Here is a 17,594-nt window from a genome sequence, read left to right on the forward strand (position 1 = left end):
ACCTCTGCTATCTTGGATTACAGTTCAACGGTTTGCTTGATCTCACTGACCATTTTTTCTGTTGCAGTCACACCAGACATCGACAAGTACCACGCGTCCACATCTAAATAAGTGATTTTGTGATTCTTATATGCGGCGGTTGCTTTGACTAAGTCGTTATCCATGGACTTACGAATATCGTTATCTGGCGTGCCTTTTAACGAATTGCGGTCAACTACGAGTATATTTTTCGGGTTAGCTTCACGAATAAATTCATAAGAAATAACATCTCCGTGAGTGCCCGTTTTCACGTGTTCAACCGTTTCCAAGAAACCGAAATCGTTATAAATCACACCAAATCGCGATTGAGATCCAAACGCACTGATGTTGTCACCCATGCTTAAAATCGTTAACGCATCATTGTTATTTGATTGGTTGTAGTCACGGATTGCTTTGAATTGAGCATCTAGCGCTTCAATTTTCTGCTCTACTTTTTCTTCGATATTGAAGATTTTACCAATATTGCGCCACTGTGCTTGCGTACCTTCCCAGTAACCTTGATTCTCTTTCGCAGCAAAAACGACCGTAGGAGCAATTTCACTCAGCTCTTCATATTTCGCAGACGCTCGCGGACCAACCAATATCAAATCTGGTTTTTGCATGTAAATGGTTTCAAAGTCAGGTTCAAACAAACTACCCGCAGAGGTGTAGTTATCTTTGCTGTATTTTGAAAGGTAGCTAGGCAGATTAGAAGAGTTAGAGACTGCAACAGGATCGATACCAAAGTTGTCCAGCGCATCTAGCGGACCAAAGCCAATCACAACCACGCGTTCTGGTGATTGTTCTAGCTCGGTTTGACCCATGTAATGGTCAATCACAACCTTAGCAGCGAAAGAAGGAGAAACAGTAAATAGCGACAACATAGCCGCACCGACGAATTTTTTCATTTTGTTAAGCCTTAATGAGATCTATTATCATGCGCGTTCGCAATATAACGTTACTCTTTACTGCATTCAACAAAATTTAAGGTACTTTACATTAGTTACGCTTATTCGAGCTCCAACTATATCAAAGACTTATAAAAACCATTCATTGCAATATCTAGGTGTATCATTCATGCGCTTCGATAAATGCTTTGAGTGCAAGCTCATCAATAATCTCCAACCCGTTTTCCGTTTTTGCAATCAATCCCTTTTCAATCAAATCTTTAACTGCACGTCGATAAACACGACCAGAAGTACCAAATCGCTCAGCTTCTTGATTTACTTTGTCAAAGCCACCGAGCAATGTGTTGGTTTGATTACGGACGAAAAGATCATACGCAATATTATAAGTAATGGGATGCAATAACCGATTGGTATAGATATCCATAGAGTCTTGATAATCTTCGGCCAACGCTGAAGCAAAGAACACCATCATTTCTGGATGCTTTTGTAGCGCTTCAGTTAGTTTTTGGATGCAGATGACATCAACCTGCATGTGCTCGTCTGCAATCACGTTCCATTGGCAAGGAGTCTGAGTGAAGTACTCCATTTCACCATAGATATGGTAGTCGCAGTTTGCCTCTCCTAATTGAAAGCGTCGCCCATTCGCGGCCAATATGCTCATTGAAACTCGACCTACCGGCACAACATATAAGTACTGAAGTTGCTCACCTTGACGGAGAATTTCTTCCCCAGCATCAAAGTAACGCGTACTAATTTGACACTGATAGATCATCTCACGAAAGGCAACGCTCTTTTTTTCAAGGTATGTTTTGAAGCGGCCAGTTGGATACGGGCTGATTTTCATTCTCTGCTCTCTCAGAAAAGTTACTGATAACTATCTCAGGTGGATTGTACTCCGTAACACCAAATAAAAAAGCGACAGTGGCCTGTCGCTTTACATTCATTGATTTATAAGAGTTACTGAAGTTAGTACGGACTATCTCTGAGCAATCAGCGCTTCTAACGCCGTCATTGCAGCAAGCTTCTCACCTTGCATCATTACTTTCGCTTCATCAACGTACTGGCCAACCCCTTCTTTCACATCTTGTTGATACAAAACGACGTTATTTAAGATCGAAGCCACATGAAGGCCACGTAATCGGCCAACGGCAAACAGAGCTGAGGTTTCCATATCGGCACCTAAGACGCCCTTCTTGTTCCAGTATTGGCATATCGCATCTTCGTCATCGGTATAGAAACTGTCGTGAGAACGTACCACACCGAAATGATAACGCGCCTCTTGTACTGACAGGTAACGCTCAACTTCCTTTAATAAGGAAAAGCTTGCGTACGCCGGATAAGCCGAATCCACATACGCTTTGGAGCCGCCTTCATCTCTTACCGCACCTTCGGCAATGATTAGCTCGCCAAGCTGAATGCCTGATTGCATCGCACCGGCCGATCCAACACGTACTACATGAGTGACACCGCACTGTTTTAGCTCTTCAACTGCGATGATCATCGATGGGGCGCCGATGCCTGTGCTGCATACTGAAACAGGCTGGTCTTTGTATTTGCCAGTAAAAACACGGTACTCGCGATTTTCCGAGATCATTTCTGCATCATCCAATAATGCGGCAATACGATTAGCTCGGTCTGGCTCACCACATACAATGACGAGAGGAGCGACTTGTGTTTCATCAACACCAATATGAGGTTGTTTCGCCATTTTTCGTTCCTTAAGCTGCAGCTTGAGCTAAGGCTTTATCGCCATTGCGCTTGGCGCTACGGGCCCATTCACGCGTACCATTGGCAGCAATGAACATCAAAATCGCATACTGAACGGACATCGCATAAACACCCTGTGTCGCGTAGATACCAACACTGATGATGTTAATCACAACCCAAAGAATCCAGTTTTCCACATATTTACGTGTCATCAGAATTTGTGCAACAACAGAAAGTACTGTCATAGTTGCATCCCAAAACGGGAACGCATCAGGTTCAAGTACCGGATCAGCCAAACCTGCACCAAATAGATTCAAGCTATCAACAGCAATGTTTGCTAATGCAAAGAAAAAGGGGTCGATGTAGATGGTTAACAACGCGATAGACACAACGCTAATAGAAGCAGTGGCGATGAGTTTCTGTTTGTTTAACCAGCGTACTTCCAGCGTTTCACCTTCCGCGTTTGGACGAGTCCACGCATACCAACCGTAAATGTTCGCACAGAAGAAAAACAGTTGAAGAAGTAATAATCCGTATAACTGAATTTGGAAAAAGATAACGGCAAAAAGAGTGACATTCAGCAAACCGAATAAGTAGTTGATGGTTTTTTCTTGGCTAGCAAACCAAATGCAAAGCAATCCAAAAACCGTACCGAAAGCTTCGATCCAACTCATTGCGTAACCGCCGCCAATTGGAATGTTAACCAGGGTGTTGTTTATATCGAGTAAGGCAAGTAGGTCCATGTCGATGTCCTTTATTATTTTGTTTGGGAATATGCCTATATTAGGGCGTGACACCTAACAAAAAGGAGGACATTTGTCCCCCTCTTGATGCACTCGATCATAATTCAGTTCAATATTTGCTTGAAAGCAATAAATGACTCAATTGAACCGCTTGGAAATTAACACGCCTAAGAATCCAAACCTAAATAGCGCTTTTTGAATGCGGAAGCTGATGCAAATAAAGCTGACGCCAAAAGTGTAATAACAAACCCAATTGCGTACTCGAATGCTTCATTCACCAAGAGCTGATAACAGCTCACAAAAAAAATCAGTATGACCGCAATAACATTAACTCGGTGAAACCAAGGATGCTTTACGGAGAACTTAGCGTAACCTTTTGATAACATTTAACTAATCCGCCAGACAACAATTAATATTTTTATTTATAATCAATGGTGATAGTAAGGCTTTATAGTATAAAGAGAAACGACTTTTTTGATTTTTTAGCTCAACATCACAGGTCATCTAGTGCTGCTTGACTTTAATATCTTGACACTTTTTCGTTCAACTAAGGTAGGTTCTAATTGCACGACTTGCGCTTCTGTTGATTTATCATCCAATTTTCGGACAAGCGTTTCCACGGCAGCTTGCCCAAGACGGTATTTAGGCTGGTGAATTGTGGTGAGTGATGGCGACATGAACTTCGCGATATGTATGTCATCGTAACCGATGATTGAAATCTGTTCCGGGACTTTAATATTGAGCTCATTTGCGGCGTTAATCACCCCCATCGCCATCATATCATTGGAAACGAAAATCGAGCTGGGTAAGGTGCCTCGCTGCGCCATTTTCATAAATGCTTGGTATCCGCCTTCACATTCGAAGTCCGATTCAATGATCCAGTTGGCATTAAATTCCAAGCCAGCTTCGTTCATCGCACGTTTGTAACCTTCGTATCGCATTTGTGCTTGGTGTTTAATCAAAGGGCCGGTGATACATCCTATTTCTGTGTGGCCGCAATCAATCAGGTATTTCGCCGCTAGGTAACCGCCACGAAGCGAGTTATCTTGAATTTTGTCGCTCGTAAACAGCATCGGCCCCCAATCCATCACCACGACAGGGATATCAGGATAACGCTCAAATACATCGATACGCTCCCCTTCTAGCGAGGAGCACATCAAGATCAAACCATCGACACGCTTTTGCAAAAGCGTATTAATGGATTGGCGCATGCGTTCATTATCACCTTCTGTGTTACATAGAATGAGACTATAGCCTTTGTGATAGCAACTGCGTTCGACGCCTTTTACGACTTCGCCAAAGAATGGGTTGGTTGAAGTTGTCACTAGCATACCAATGGTTTTGGTACGATTGACTTTGAGGCTACGCGCCAAAGCTGATGGCGCATAGTAGTTGAGTTCTTTTGCGGCATTATTGACGCGTTCGGAGATCTCTTCACTCACAAAACGCGTCTTGTTAATAACATGGCTCACTGTTGAAGTGGAAACCCCTGCCAGTTTTGCGATGTCTTTCATCGTCGCCATGTTATTACTCCTAATTGATGAGGCGTTTAAGCCCTATTGTGCTGCGAGAAACGCGTCCACCTCTTCGCGAGTTGGGATCGACGTCTGCGCGCCAAAGCGGGTCACAGAAATTGCAGCCGCCGCATGTGCAAACTTAATTGCTGATTCTAAAGGTAAATCCTCTAACAGGCCAGTGACGAATGCCCCATTAAACGTATCCCCTGCTGCGGTGGTATCAGTCGCGTCAACACGGAACCCCGGGATGAGCTCACCTCTACCATTTTGACTTAACCAAACACCCTTCGCACCGAGAGTGATCATGACAATTTCGATACCTTTGCTATGAAGCACATTCGCCGCTTCTTGCGCGCTGTCATTATCCGTTACCGTTACCCCCGTCAACACTTCAGCTTCGGTTTCATTTGGTGTAATGACATCAATACAAGCAAGCAGTTCGTCTGACAGTTCACGAGCAGGGGCAGGGTTTAAAATGACGTTAGTTTTTGCATCTTTCGCCACTCGCGCGGCTTTCTCAATGCCGCACATCGGCGTTTCCAATTGCATCAGCAGGTAATCCGCTTGGCGAATGCGATCTAAATCTGGCTCAATCGCTTCTGCTGTCAATTTGGCATTCGCTTCTGCTGAAATACAAATGCTGTTTTCACCACTATCCGACACTTGAATCATCGCAATGCCAGTTGGGCAGTTTGGTTGCATCTTCACACCAGTGATGTCGATGCCGTCCATATTGAAGTTTTCACGAATATTGATGCCGAACGAGTCATCGCCTACACAAGCAATAAAGCCAATATCAGCCTTGAGTCGAGCTGCAGCAACAGCTTGGTTGGCACCTTTGCCACCTGGGATAACTTGATAGTTGCGACCATGTAGCGTTTCGCCAGGGCGAGGGAAAGAAGGCACTTGAAGAACATGGTCAGCGTTTACACTACCTAACACCACTAACTTATTCATACGGTTATCCTCGGTTCTGAATGAACCCTTTTTTTGAAAAACTATTTTGGAAAATACATTAGATGACTTTAACTTCTCTTCCTAACGAAGGAGTCACGATAAAAAGTCAAAGGCATCTATACCCTGCATTTTTAAGTCTCTTTGGTATGTTTGCCCTCTCCTCCTAAACGACAGATATAAACGGAGGAGAGAGCAAAAATTAGGACGCTTTATTGAACGTCAAACTTATTTAGTCACTACTTTTAGTGGTACCGGAATGTATTCTTCTACTTTTTCACCTTTCAAGACTTTGTCAGCCGTTTCAACACCTAAAGCACCGATAAGATCTGGCTGCTGCGCGATGGTTGCTGCTAGTTTGCCACGGTTAACTGCCGCAATGCCGTCTTCCGTGCCATCAAAACCAACGATAACGACGTCTTTGCCAGATGCTTGAACTGCGCGAAGTGCACCTAGCGCCATTTCATCATTCTGTGCGAACACCGCTTGCACATCAGGGTTAGCCGCGAGTAGGTTTTCCATCACGTTTAGGCCTTTAGTACGGTCAAAGTCTGCTGGCTGGCTGGCAAGAAGATCCATATCGCTGCCCTTCACGGCATTCATGAAACCTTCACCACGCTCTCGCGCCGCCGATGTGCCCGCAATACCTTCAAGCTGAATTACTTTTGCTTTTTCGCCAACTTTTTCCATGATGTAGTGGCCTGCCATTTCACCACCGATCACGTTGTCGGACGCGATGTGGCTCACGACTTCACCACGGCTTGCGCCACGGTCTAGTGTCAATACAGGGATCTTAGAACGGTTCGCTATACGAATCGCATTAGACACAGCATCAGAATCCGTTGGGTTGATAAGAATTGCTTTTACGCCGCGAATACTTAAATCCTCGATGTTCGACAGTTCTTTGCTCGGGTCATTTTGCGAGTCCAGTACAATTAAGTCGTACCCCAATTCTTTCGCTTTAGCTTCCGCACCGTCTTTCATCGTTACGAAGAACGGGTTGTTTAGCGTCGAAACCACAATCGCCATCGTATCTTGAGCTTGTGCCGCTACTGATACAGTGGAAGAAAGAAGTGCAGCAGAGATAAGAGTTGCAAGTTTTTTCATCGTTCTAGTCCTTTGTGTAGGGTGAGCCAGCACACGCCCACTGGCTCGGTTTGTATTCAGGATTTAATGGTTATGGATTATTTGTTTTTGTTGTCTACCAGTACTGCGAGCAAGATAACCACTGCTTTGGCAATCATTTGGTAGTAAGAAGAAACATCAAGTAGGTTAAGAGCATTGTTCAAGAAACCGATGATCAGCGCACCAATCAAGGTACCCATGATACGGCCTTTACCGCCCATTAAGCTGGTACCGCCAAGAACAACCGCTGCGATAGCGTCTAGCTCGTAGCCCATCCCCGCTGTTGGCTGCGCCGAAGACAGACGAGAAGTCACGATGATGCCTGCAAGCGCTGCCAGCACACCGCAGATGGCGTACACACCAATCTTCACTCGGTCTACATTGATACCAGATAGACGAGTCGCTGATTCGTTGCCACCTAGTGCATAAACGTAGCGACCAAAGCGAGTGTGGTTAAGTAGATACCAAGCCGCAGCGAATACAACTACCATCAACCAAACAGGTACTGGAATACCTAGCGCGTAGCCGGTACCAAACCATGCAAACGCATCAGCTGTGTCAGTAAAACCTGTCGAGATTGGACGACCTTCGGTGTACACCATAGTCACACCGCGTAGTAACGTCATGGTAACCAGCGTAGCGATAAAGGCCTGTACTTTGCCCTTCGCAATGATGATGCCGCTAATTGCACCTAACGCTGCACCTGCGACTAAAGCAGTCGGAACCGCCACCAGCACCGGGACTTCAAGCGCAATCATGCTTGCCGCAAAGGCACCACATAGCGCCAGTACGGAACCAACACTCAAGTCGATGCCTGCGGTTAAAATAACCAGTGTCATACCTACCGCGATAATGGCATTCACTGAGGTTTGACGAAGAATGTTGAGAATGTTGTCGACCGTAAAGAAGTTCGGGTTCAAAAATGACACAACAACAATCAAAAAAATCAGTGCTATCAGTGATTTTTGCTCAATCAACCACTCTTTTGTGAACAACTTCTTGTTGCTAGCTTCGGTTGGTTTGCTCATGGTATTAGTACTCATGCTGCTTCCTCATTGATCTTTTTGCCTACGGCACAGGCGAGTAATTTTTCTTGATCGGCGTCTTTCGCATCGAATTCGCCGGTAATACGACCTTCATGCATAACCAGAATGCGGTCACTCATACCGAGCACTTCTGGCATCTCGGAAGACACCAAGATGATGCTCATGCCTTCGGCTTTGAACTTGTTGATGAGTTGATAAATTTCTTTTTTCGCACCGACATCGACGCCACGTGTTGGCTCATCGAGAATCAGAACTTTAGGTTTGGTCATTAACCCTTTCGCGATCGCCACTTTTTGCTGGTTACCGCCGGATAAGTTACCAATGATTTGGTCGCGCGTAGGGGTTTTGATATTAAATAGCTTGATAAAATCTTCCACGGCAATCACTTCATCGCTATGTTGGATTTGGAAGCCTTTAGTCAACTGATTGAGTGAACAAAGTGACATATTCTCCTTAACCGAGAGACCTAACACCAAGCCATCGCCTTTGCGGTCTTCAGAGATATAAGCGATGCCATTTGCTAAGCCATCTTGTGGGCTAACCGGGTTAATGGTTTTGTTATCGAGGTTGATAACACCATGCTCACTTGGCAACGCGCCGTAAATCACTTTCATCAGTTCGGTGCGGCCTGCCCCCATCAAACCAGAAATACCCAATATCTCACCGCGTTTCAGCGTGAAGCTCACATCGTGAACGCCAGAGCCAGTCAGGCCAATCACTTCAAGGCAAGTTTCGCCATGTCGCACATCAATACGTGGGTATTGCTCTTCTAACTTACGACCAACCATCATTTCGATCAGGCCGTCTTCATCAGTGTCTGCTACTTTGCATTCACCGATAAATTTACCGTCACGAAGCACGGTAATGTCGTCACAGATTTCAAAGATTTCTTTAAGACGGTGTGAGATATAAACAATGCCGCAGCCCTGCTCTCGAAGCTCGTTGATCACTTTAAATAGTGACTCCGTCTCGGTATCGGTCAGCGCGTCAGTTGGCTCATCCATAATGATGACTTTCGATTCAAACGAAAGCGCTTTCGCGATCTCCACCATTTGCTGTTCACCTAGGCTCAAATCACCAAGCAACGTTTTCGATGAGTGCTTTACGTTAAGGCGTTGAAGCAACTTGTCTGCTTCTTCATACATCTTGCCCCACTGAATACGCCCCATCGTGCCGGTAAATTCACGACCTAGATAGATGTTTTCAGCAATCGTTAGTTCAGGGATCAAGTTCAATTCTTGGTGAATGATGCTGATGCCCGCTTCCTGAGAGTCACGCGGCCCTTTAAACGCGGCAGGTTGGCCTTGATATTGGATGCTACCCGCATCCATGTGATAGATGCCAGTCAGCACCTTCATCAATGTTGACTTGCCTGCTCCATTTTCTCCCATGAGCGCCATGACACGGCCTGGGTAAACATTCAGGCTCGCTTTGTCCAGTGCTTTTACGCCCGGGAACGCTTTCTCAATGTCGCTCAGTTGTAGAATGGCTTGAGTCATAATCTGTCCTCAATATCTCTGGCTTAAAAAACCACGCCCGCTTGAAAGATAACGTTCGCGTATGGCGAGCATTCGCCAGTTCGAACGACAGCGCGGCTTTGTGCCGTGCGTGCTTTAAATGCTTCATGTGACACGTAGCTGATCTCGATAGATTTACCCGTTTCTTCGCTCTCTTTGCTCAGTTCGTTAAGCAATGCTTGATGCAAAACAGGGCTTACATCAGAAAACTCTTCCGCAATGATGACCCCTTCGATTTGCGACTCAGATAGAATCACGCGAACAGTATCAAGAAAACTTGGTACGCCATGCGTTAGCGCCAAATCAATTCGCTGTACATGCTCAGGGATTGGCAGGCCAGCGTCACATATCGTGATCTCATCGGTGTGGCCTAGCGTCGCCACCAAGTAAGAAATATCTGAGTTAATTAGGGTACTTTTTTTCATCTCATCGACCTTTCGGTTACACGTTCATACAACCATGAGCGCCTGTTTAAAGTGTTTTCGTTATTAACAGAAAACTCATCGAAACGTTTCGATGAAATAATAATTCGTTGTGGTAATTTGACCAGAGTGAGATCGATAAGGTGTGAGAATGATCCGTAATTAACGGGTCATCGAATAGTAAAAAGGTACATGAGTCACACTTTGCCATCGAAACGTTTCGATAGCTGGTTTAAGCGCCACTTGAAGTGAGACTTTTAAAGACAGTTGAAAAAGAGATACGTCCCATTACTGAGAAACACTCTAGTTAATGAGATGGAAACCTTACACATCGTCACAGTTCTTGGATGGTTGTCTGATTTTGGAGAACGCTCACCTTACAATCTGGTTACAATTTGCAAAACACATCATCCGTTCAGTACCTTATATGGTATGCGACGTTTGTAGGGACACAAACGGAAACTAAAAGCCATAATGAAGTTAAGCAATCGAGTCATCTTGCTTGTCGCGCCAGTGATCTTATTAAGCGCGCTGGTATCAAGTTATATTATTTACAGCATTCAAAAAGTAACGCTCATCAAGCGAGAAGACAGCTATATCCAATTGCAAATGGAAAAGCTCGCAGGGCAGTTCCGACAAGCCAACATATTCCTCAATAGTTATGCATACACATTAAGCAAAAGTGATGTATTGCAAGACTACTTGGTGAATCATAACAATCCGTATCGTGAGCGCGTGTTATTTAACCGACTCGATGAAACCGCAGATGTGTTAAGCCATGGCTATACAGGCGATGCAAGCATGGCGATTCTCGACGGGAAACAAAACCTTCTTTATTACACAGAAAATAAATACTACGAATCATCAGGTGTAGTCGACCCTAAGGTATTGGATTACATCTCGCGAAGCTTTAGTACGAGAGAAGCGTTTAACCATACTGGCTTTATTTACAATTCCAGCGGGCAAAGTATTCTTCTGCAATACGAACTCATCGACAAACGAACAGGGACACAACCTCTAAGTTTTGATCCGCAAAATGTCTTTTTCGTGGTGGTATCGGTATCGCTCGAAGCCTTCAATGAGATCAAGCACGAAATCGAGTTCGACACGCATAGCGTGATAACTTTTGCCGACAAGCCTATTTATCTCGATATTCCTCTCGCTCAGACGATTGAACTATTGCCACACTTTTATGCGGTACTCTCCCCCGCTGAATATTTGATGTGGAATAAAGTCGATAAAGTGTGGCTAGAACTGGCCCTTTCCTTTGGTGTGGCAGCGTTTTGCACCATCACCTTAATTGTTTTGGTTTTGTATCGTTATGTATTACACCCCGTTTCTCGCCTCGATAAACAGCTACAAGAGCTGGAAACAAATCAACGCGGCAACATTGAAAAGCTAGAAACAAACGATGAAATAGGACGCTTATCCTCACGCTTTTTTGATATGTATGAAGAGCTCAACGTCATATATAAGAAGACAAAACGCCTGGCTGAAACGGATCACCTAACGCAACTCGCTAATCGCCATCGTTTCCATGAACTTGCAACTCGTGAACTCGTCTCCCCTTCGCAGCATTTGTGGGTCATTTATGTCGATCTCGATAACTTTAAGTACGTTAATGACAAATACGGGCATGAATTGGGAGACAACTTATTAAAGGTGTTTTCATCACACATCAAAAATGTCTGTCAAAAATTCTCGCACGACTACGATAGTCCCTGTTTTGCAGCAAGATTGTCTGGTGACGAATTTGCTATTTTATTGAGCTCAAATCAGGATGCACAACGCCTACCCGACTTGCTGGCCTCAGAGTTGCTAAAACCGATTAGCAATCTCAGTCCATCTTGGAGTAATTCATTCCCCGTGACTGCAAGCGTAGGTATCGCTCAGTACCCTCAAGACGGTACAGACGTCGCGAAATTACTCTCCAGTGCCGATGCGGCAATGTATCAAGCCAAACGAGCCGGGAAAAACCAGTACGCTTATTACTCAGCAGCTCTCAATGTTGAGTCTCAAAGACGCAGTCAGCTTGAGCGAGCGCTCAGAAAAAGCAACGTAGAAGAAGAGTTCCATCTCGTTTTTCAACCCTATATGAATAATCGGGACAACGAGATTGAAGGACTAGAGGTATTATTGCGCTGGGAAGCGGAAGGCATTGGTCCCGTACCTCCAAAAGAGTTTATCCCAATCGCGGAACAGGCGGGCTTATTTGATAAAATTGATCGCTGGGTTTTCGCCAACGCTACAGCGGAATATCACCAATTAAGAAATATTTTTGGTAAAGACATTGTCCTTTCGATCAACCTCTCTTCAGCAGAACTTAACTCCATCGAAATGGCGAATTATATTCACGACCAAGCAAGCAAAAACGGCGTGAAGCCAGAATGTATTGAGTTAGAAATAACAGAAACCTTTGCCGCAGAACAACAAGGTACAGCGTTACTTGATGAGCTGTCGAAGCGTGGCTATCGTCTCGCCATTGATGACTTTGGCTCTGGCTATACATCGCTGACTCAACTTGTTCAATATCCAGTTCAAAAGATCAAGTTTGACCGAGAGTTCCTCGTTACATTGATGAAAACCAACAACGGTCATGTGATCAAACCCATCATCGATCTATGCCACGCTCAAAATAAAACGGTCACCGCAGAAGGTATTGAGCACAATGTGATGCATGAATGGTTATCGTCCTACCGCTGTGACTATATGCAAGGCTATTTATTTGGTAAGCCAATGAGTAAGGAACAACTGAATTTGTGGTGGCAATCCGCAAATGACGATAGCCGCTTCGATGGTTCCATAGTTGGTTCAATTACTGTTCAAGGGACATCTTATTAAAGATTAAGTACAGAAGCCATGTATGTGGCTGCTGTACTTATATAATATAGAAACAAGACTTTACCCCTAGTTTCAATAATATAAGCAACCACATAAGTTCGTACGTTAATTTTTGGCATTATTATTTTTCGATGAAAGCTCTCAGTTATTTAAATATTTAATCAAAACGATAGAATTACTTTTTGGTAAGTTTAGTTCAGACTTTTATGTATTTAATTGAAAACATAAGGAAATAAGTAAAAGCTGACAAAACTTACTTTTGTACTGCTAATCACCGGCTTAGATGATTCGTGTAGAAGCTCATTTGTCGGCTCCACTTAGACTTATCACTTGTGAACAGGAAATGCCCTTCTTCTCGGTATTTCTCTACCTTTCTTATCCATCTTGTTGTTTACCCACTCACTTAAAATGCACTAACACACATAACGAGTTGACGTTACGATTTGTTACGAGTCAAATCACAAATCTAAACGCAGGCTGAATAGACGCACAAAAGACAAACACATTGAAATAAAAAGAGTTTCTAATCTAGAAAAAATAAAACGTCGTTTTTATAAATTCGCCATCTCACAAATATCCTTAAACACAGTTTTATTAATTACGCATATCAGATATTATTTATGCCGAAGTTTATCGAAACAATCGATTAACTTCATAATTTATTTGAGTTTCAAACAGTTAGTTTTTAACTTGAAAACTTATCGTTAACCCAATATTAAGTACCTAAGCGTACAATAAGAAACATTGGGAATAGAATTATATTGATGTGCATGTTGTTTTAACGAATGCATGAAGCAATCGGTAAATTTGTAACACCATAGAGTTTTATTTAGCCAAGATGAAAAAGTTAATTTTATTATTTATATGGACATTTCTGTCTGCCTCTCCTTTTGCCTTTGCAAAACAAGCAGATAACGAAGTCAAAAGTCACATACCACAGAATCAAATTGAACAAGTGTTCAAACAAGCAAAGTTAGATGGCGTAGTAGACTTTAAATTGTTTCGTGACGCTTATATCGCGTACAAAAAAACACCAGATAGAAAGAAATCAGTACTAACCATCATCGACTATAGTAAACCATCGACTGAAAAACGCTTTTATGTGGTTGATTTAGATAAAAAGAAGCTTATCTACAATACTTATGTTTCTCACGGTGTGAACAGTGGAAAGAAAACAGCGACGCAGTTTTCAAATGTGGTGAACTCGCGTAAAACATCGCTGGGTACGTTTTTGACTGACACCACCTACTACGGATCAAATGGTTATTCACTTCGATTAGATGGTCTAAGCTCAGGGTTGAACGATAAAGCTCGCGAGCGTTATATCGTGGTGCACGGTGCCGACTATGCTAACCCTTCTTTTATCAAGAAGAATGGTTACCTTGGGCGCAGTTGGGGTTGCCCTGCACTGCCAAAGAAGTTGTCTCGTGAGATCATTGACACCATAAAAGGCGGCAGTGTTATTTATGCAAGCGCATAACACGGTGCAAATTATGTGGGGAAGAATGCTCTATTTCTTCCCCAACAAATAATCGGATTGGCTCAAGCTTCCTTTTATCAAGATTCTCTTTACCTGTTTATCCAGTTTTCGCTTGCTTCAACGCTAAAATTATTTAGGTATTAGCTTATACCTAGATAACATCAGAAAACTCTGTTCATCCCTCTTCCATCTCGTTAGTATACGCTGAGTTGGTCAAACACCGATTTTCATTGTTATCATAGTGTCACTAAGATTCCGTAGTCATAGTGATAGTCTATGACGTTATATGTTTAGGGTTACTTCTTGCGTTATCTACACCGTATATTATTGATGCTTTCATTGTCCCTATTTTCAGGGTTCATCGTTGTCTCATATGCGCATACGTATCACCACACTAAACATTACACCTCTGAACGCTTGCTTAAACTTGCGCAACAAGACGATTTTGAACTAGCACACAGCGAATTCCATACATTTGCCTCTCCAAGTTCTTGGGGCTCAGAAGGTTATTATCTGCACATAAAGCGCGAGTTGTTAGCGCTGGTTTCCTGCCGCCGAACATCCGCCACTGATGGTGTTTTATCATCAGATTTTACTCCTGATTATTTTTTACTTGTTGCTTTCTCTTCCCCACCACTATTGGAATTGGCAAAACAAGCATCTCGCTTACCTCTTGATGGTTATGGCGGGCTGATGAGTAAACGCTCTCTCTATCGACTCTCAGGAAGAAAAGAAGCCAATTTAATGTACGTCTTTACTCATGGTCGCAACGCCTTCCCTGTTGTTTAACTTTTTATGACATACAGAGAACACGGAAATGTAACGATGAGAACCAATACGCTCATTGTTACTAGAACCAATTTGAGGTCCATATAATGACAAAATTCGCTACGACTATCGCACTAGCATTACTATTTGCAACGAGCTCTGCCTTCGCTAACACGGAAGCAAAGCCAGAAGAAATGAGCAATGAGACTCTGCTAGAATGTGCCAATGTTTCTAATGCACGTATTGCGGTTCCTGAACACAGAGCGATGTTCAGACACTACCTAATGTCTGAAAGAAACTATAGTTTCAGCCAGTTATCTTCTGCTGAGCTTGAATTTAAAGCAGCAGATAAGAATGAATCCGAAGTAGAAAATATCTACAAGTCTCAGTGTAAAGAGGTTGGCGAGTACCTATATAGCATTGGCTATTAAACTCGAAACCCTAACGACACTCATAAAGAAAGGCGCATACATTGCGCCTTTCTTTTTACTGATAAAAACCAGCCGATTAGATGTCTAATCTGTATACAAGCTTAAAAGTGCAAATCAAAGTAAACTTACTGAGAAAACTCTGACACATCCTTGGATTTACAGAACGCTCGACGTGCTTTAACAAACAAGAAACTAAGCACCCCAATCACAAGAGTAATTATTGGGGCAGCCATTAATAGCATTGTGATCGCTTTGCTCATATTCTCTGGTAGCAAAGGAAGCAATAAACCAAAACCGCATAATATCATCGTCCATAAAATCGCACTCAGCCACGCAAAGTAATGGAATTTACTAATACGTTTCACTCGCAACCCCATCATTAATGGCAATAGGGAACGAACAACCGGAATAAACCGCGCACAAAAAAGCGCAATCAATCCATGTTTACTGAGTAATACGTCGACCTGTTCCAAACGCTTTTGAGGAACCGCGCTCACCCAGCCTTGGACCTTAGGTAAGCGATTTAGCCACTTGCCTTGTAAGTAAGCCGCCCAACTTCCCAATCCCGCACTAACAGCTATCACCAACATAATCATAATGGGATCAAGGACGCCAACCGCCGCCAGCGTACCGGATAATACGACGACACTGTCGCATGGGAATGGCGCAGCAGGAATAAAACCACTTTCCAAAAAGATAAGCGCAGCAACAACAAAATAAACCAATCCTGCACCGCCTGGCGCCATTAACGCCGTGAAATCTTGATGCCAAAATGCACTCAAGACCTGAATTATCGAATCAAACATAAACCGCTCCTAAGCATAACTAACCAAAAATTGTAAAAACATGGAATGTGTTAGCGAGCATGTATAAAGCGGTATATAAGATTCGATTCTTTCCTCGCACCGATTCTGTATTTAGAATGAGTAAAAATACTTTCAACACAACGACCTAAAGCTTCATTGCCGATGCGTTTTAGCAGCCCCATCGAGTGAAATGCCGAACGATGTGTCCACCAAACTACAGCAAGCGTTTCAAACCATTCGAGTTCTACACCGTCGTTCGAGCTCGTTTCCTTAGAATGGCTAACCCTCAATATATTCCGGCTGTTTAAACTCGGATAGTCTTGTTGTATTGGAGAGGCAGGGTGTTCTGAAAAGTGCTTCGACTTAGCGTCAACAGCAATATTCTGGTTATGAAAGGAAAGAAAATTTGGGTATGAGTGCGCCAGACTCATGCTCGGAGCCAACAAGCAGAAAAGTAGTCCGAGTAAAGCAATCAGAGTCGTACGCACAAAGGTAACCAAAACCAAAATAATAAGTTCTTTTAACCCTGTGCGTAACGATTGGCAATTAGTATTCTTAATCGTTAAGAATACTAATTATTTTTCACCGTAAGGGTAGTTTTCAAACATTTTCGCAATTTCTTCTTCAATCAGAGACTCTCTTTTCTCAGAGCTCATAGACTCAGATAGTTTCCTACTTGAAACACCTTTCCACACAACCTGATTAGCCTTTGCATCAACAAGCTCTACCACCAGTTTGCCATACTTACGTTCTTTGTATCGTTCCGGGCTTGAAGTGATCACGCCAAAGCTATTCCAACCATAACCGAAACTCACCGAAGACCCAGAAGAGACAAGCTCGGACTCTTCGACGATATCATGATGAACGTAAAGGTCCCCACCACTATTCACTTTAATTAGGCCCTTGTCTTCAAGCTGTTCAGCCAATCCTTGTTCAATACGTCGCCCATCAATACTCGTAGGGGTTTCTGCTTGGGCACCGAAATCAAACGTTCTGTAAGCTGAAAAATCGGCTTGCTTATCAACATCCGTTGTTACGGTTGTACAAGCCGATACGAGCATCATCACCGCCCCTAATATCAAACCTTTCCACATGTTAAATCTCCTTTGGTTAAGCTGACTGTTTCAGCGGAATTACGCTAGTGCTATACATACGCTTCAGCAGTAAAAAGTAATCATTTCAATATCTAGTCTTGACCATGAAACCTGACTGTTCAATAAACGCGATTAACCTTTACACTGACAATCTTGAATATCATCAATGCCTAAACGCTAGTAGACAGTGTGTTTGCCCCTAATTAGCAGCCATCGA

The 17,594-nt window shown here is 43.3% G+C and carries 16 protein-coding genes; 4 read left to right on the forward strand and 12 right to left on the reverse strand.

The window, feature by feature from the left end; genetic code table 11:
- Nucleotides 1-17 precede the first annotated feature (17 nt).
- The 10 genes from ACZ5ZC_RS00295 to rbsD form a co-directional block, all read right to left on the reverse strand.
- Nucleotides 18-926: a siderophore ABC transporter substrate-binding protein gene (locus ACZ5ZC_RS00295; RefSeq protein WP_048624947.1), complete on the reverse strand. Its 909-nt coding sequence runs from the start codon at nucleotides 924-926 to the stop codon at nucleotides 18-20.
- Nucleotides 927-1,089: 163 nt separating this feature from the next.
- On the reverse strand, nucleotides 1,090-1,770 hold the full coding sequence (locus ACZ5ZC_RS00300) for a Crp/Fnr family transcriptional regulator (protein WP_006741007.1): 681 nt from the start codon (nucleotides 1,768-1,770) through the stop codon (nucleotides 1,090-1,092).
- Between the two features lie 132 nt (nucleotides 1,771-1,902).
- Nucleotides 1,903-2,634: a nucleoside phosphorylase gene (locus ACZ5ZC_RS00305; RefSeq protein ID WP_046875984.1), complete on the reverse strand. Its 732-nt coding sequence runs from the start codon at nucleotides 2,632-2,634 to the stop codon at nucleotides 1,903-1,905.
- Between the two features lie 10 nt (nucleotides 2,635-2,644).
- Complete coding sequence (pnuC, locus tag ACZ5ZC_RS00310; RefSeq protein WP_464931612.1) at nucleotides 2,645-3,376, reverse strand: nicotinamide riboside transporter PnuC; 732 nt, start codon at nucleotides 3,374-3,376, stop codon at nucleotides 2,645-2,647.
- A gap of 500 nt (nucleotides 3,377-3,876) precedes the next feature.
- Nucleotides 3,877-4,899 (reverse strand): substrate-binding domain-containing protein, encoded by a 1,023-nt coding sequence (locus ACZ5ZC_RS00315; RefSeq protein WP_005397164.1) that lies wholly within the window; start codon nucleotides 4,897-4,899, stop codon nucleotides 3,877-3,879.
- A 33-nt stretch (nucleotides 4,900-4,932) separates the two neighbouring features.
- Entirely contained in the window at nucleotides 4,933-5,850 is a 918-nt protein-coding gene (gene rbsK / locus ACZ5ZC_RS00320; protein WP_005397162.1) for a ribokinase, read from the reverse strand.
- Between the two features lie 225 nt (nucleotides 5,851-6,075).
- Nucleotides 6,076-6,954 (reverse strand): ribose ABC transporter substrate-binding protein RbsB, encoded by an 879-nt coding sequence (gene rbsB, locus ACZ5ZC_RS00325; RefSeq protein WP_464931613.1) that lies wholly within the window; start codon nucleotides 6,952-6,954, stop codon nucleotides 6,076-6,078.
- A 77-nt stretch (nucleotides 6,955-7,031) separates the two neighbouring features.
- A complete protein-coding gene (gene rbsC / locus ACZ5ZC_RS00330) occupies nucleotides 7,032-8,015 on the reverse strand; it encodes a ribose ABC transporter permease (protein WP_464931614.1) in 984 nt (327 codons plus the stop codon).
- Nucleotides 8,012-9,517, reverse strand: a complete 1,506-nt coding sequence (gene rbsA, locus ACZ5ZC_RS00335; protein WP_104972464.1) for a ribose ABC transporter ATP-binding protein RbsA — start codon at nucleotides 9,515-9,517, stop codon at nucleotides 8,012-8,014. Before rbsA ends, rbsC begins: the two co-directional genes overlap by 4 nt.
- A 23-nt stretch (nucleotides 9,518-9,540) precedes the next feature.
- Nucleotides 9,541-9,960 (reverse strand): D-ribose pyranase, encoded by a 420-nt coding sequence (gene rbsD, locus ACZ5ZC_RS00340; RefSeq protein ID WP_005397153.1) that lies wholly within the window; start codon nucleotides 9,958-9,960, stop codon nucleotides 9,541-9,543.
- Between the two features lie 471 nt (nucleotides 9,961-10,431).
- Between rbsD and ACZ5ZC_RS00345 the strand changes: the two genes are divergently transcribed.
- The 4 genes from ACZ5ZC_RS00345 (at nucleotide 10,432) to ACZ5ZC_RS00360 (ending at nucleotide 15,477) form a co-directional block, all read left to right on the forward strand.
- Nucleotides 10,432-12,798 carry an EAL domain-containing protein gene (locus tag ACZ5ZC_RS00345; RefSeq protein WP_257081274.1) on the forward strand — a complete coding sequence of 789 codons (2,367 nt, stop codon included), beginning with the start codon at nucleotides 10,432-10,434 and terminating at the stop codon, nucleotides 12,796-12,798.
- An 838-nt stretch (nucleotides 12,799-13,636) separates the two neighbouring features.
- Nucleotides 13,637-14,278 carry a murein L,D-transpeptidase catalytic domain family protein gene (locus ACZ5ZC_RS00350; protein WP_005397144.1) on the forward strand — a complete coding sequence of 214 codons (642 nt, stop codon included), beginning with the start codon at nucleotides 13,637-13,639 and terminating at the stop codon, nucleotides 14,276-14,278.
- Between the two features lie 330 nt (nucleotides 14,279-14,608).
- Nucleotides 14,609-15,067, forward strand: coding sequence for a hypothetical protein (locus ACZ5ZC_RS00355; RefSeq protein ID WP_226420541.1), 459 nt, complete (start codon nucleotides 14,609-14,611; stop codon nucleotides 15,065-15,067).
- Between the two features lie 86 nt (nucleotides 15,068-15,153).
- Nucleotides 15,154-15,477, forward strand: a complete 324-nt coding sequence (locus ACZ5ZC_RS00360) for a hypothetical protein (protein ID WP_006741016.1) — start codon at nucleotides 15,154-15,156, stop codon at nucleotides 15,475-15,477.
- Nucleotides 15,478-15,602: 125 nt separating this feature from the next.
- On the opposite strand, the gene ACZ5ZC_RS00365 is transcribed toward ACZ5ZC_RS00360, so the two are convergent.
- Both ACZ5ZC_RS00365 and ACZ5ZC_RS00370 read right to left on the reverse strand, forming a co-directional pair.
- Nucleotides 15,603-16,283: a DedA family protein gene (locus ACZ5ZC_RS00365; protein ID WP_464931615.1), complete on the reverse strand. Its 681-nt coding sequence runs from the start codon at nucleotides 16,281-16,283 to the stop codon at nucleotides 15,603-15,605.
- 575 nt (nucleotides 16,284-16,858) lie between these two features.
- A complete protein-coding gene (locus ACZ5ZC_RS00370) occupies nucleotides 16,859-17,377 on the reverse strand; it encodes a DUF4136 domain-containing protein (protein WP_074190566.1) in 519 nt (172 codons plus the stop codon).
- Nucleotides 17,378-17,594 lie beyond the last annotated feature (217 nt).

Source organism: Vibrio sp. JCM 18905 (genome assembly GCF_055393305.1).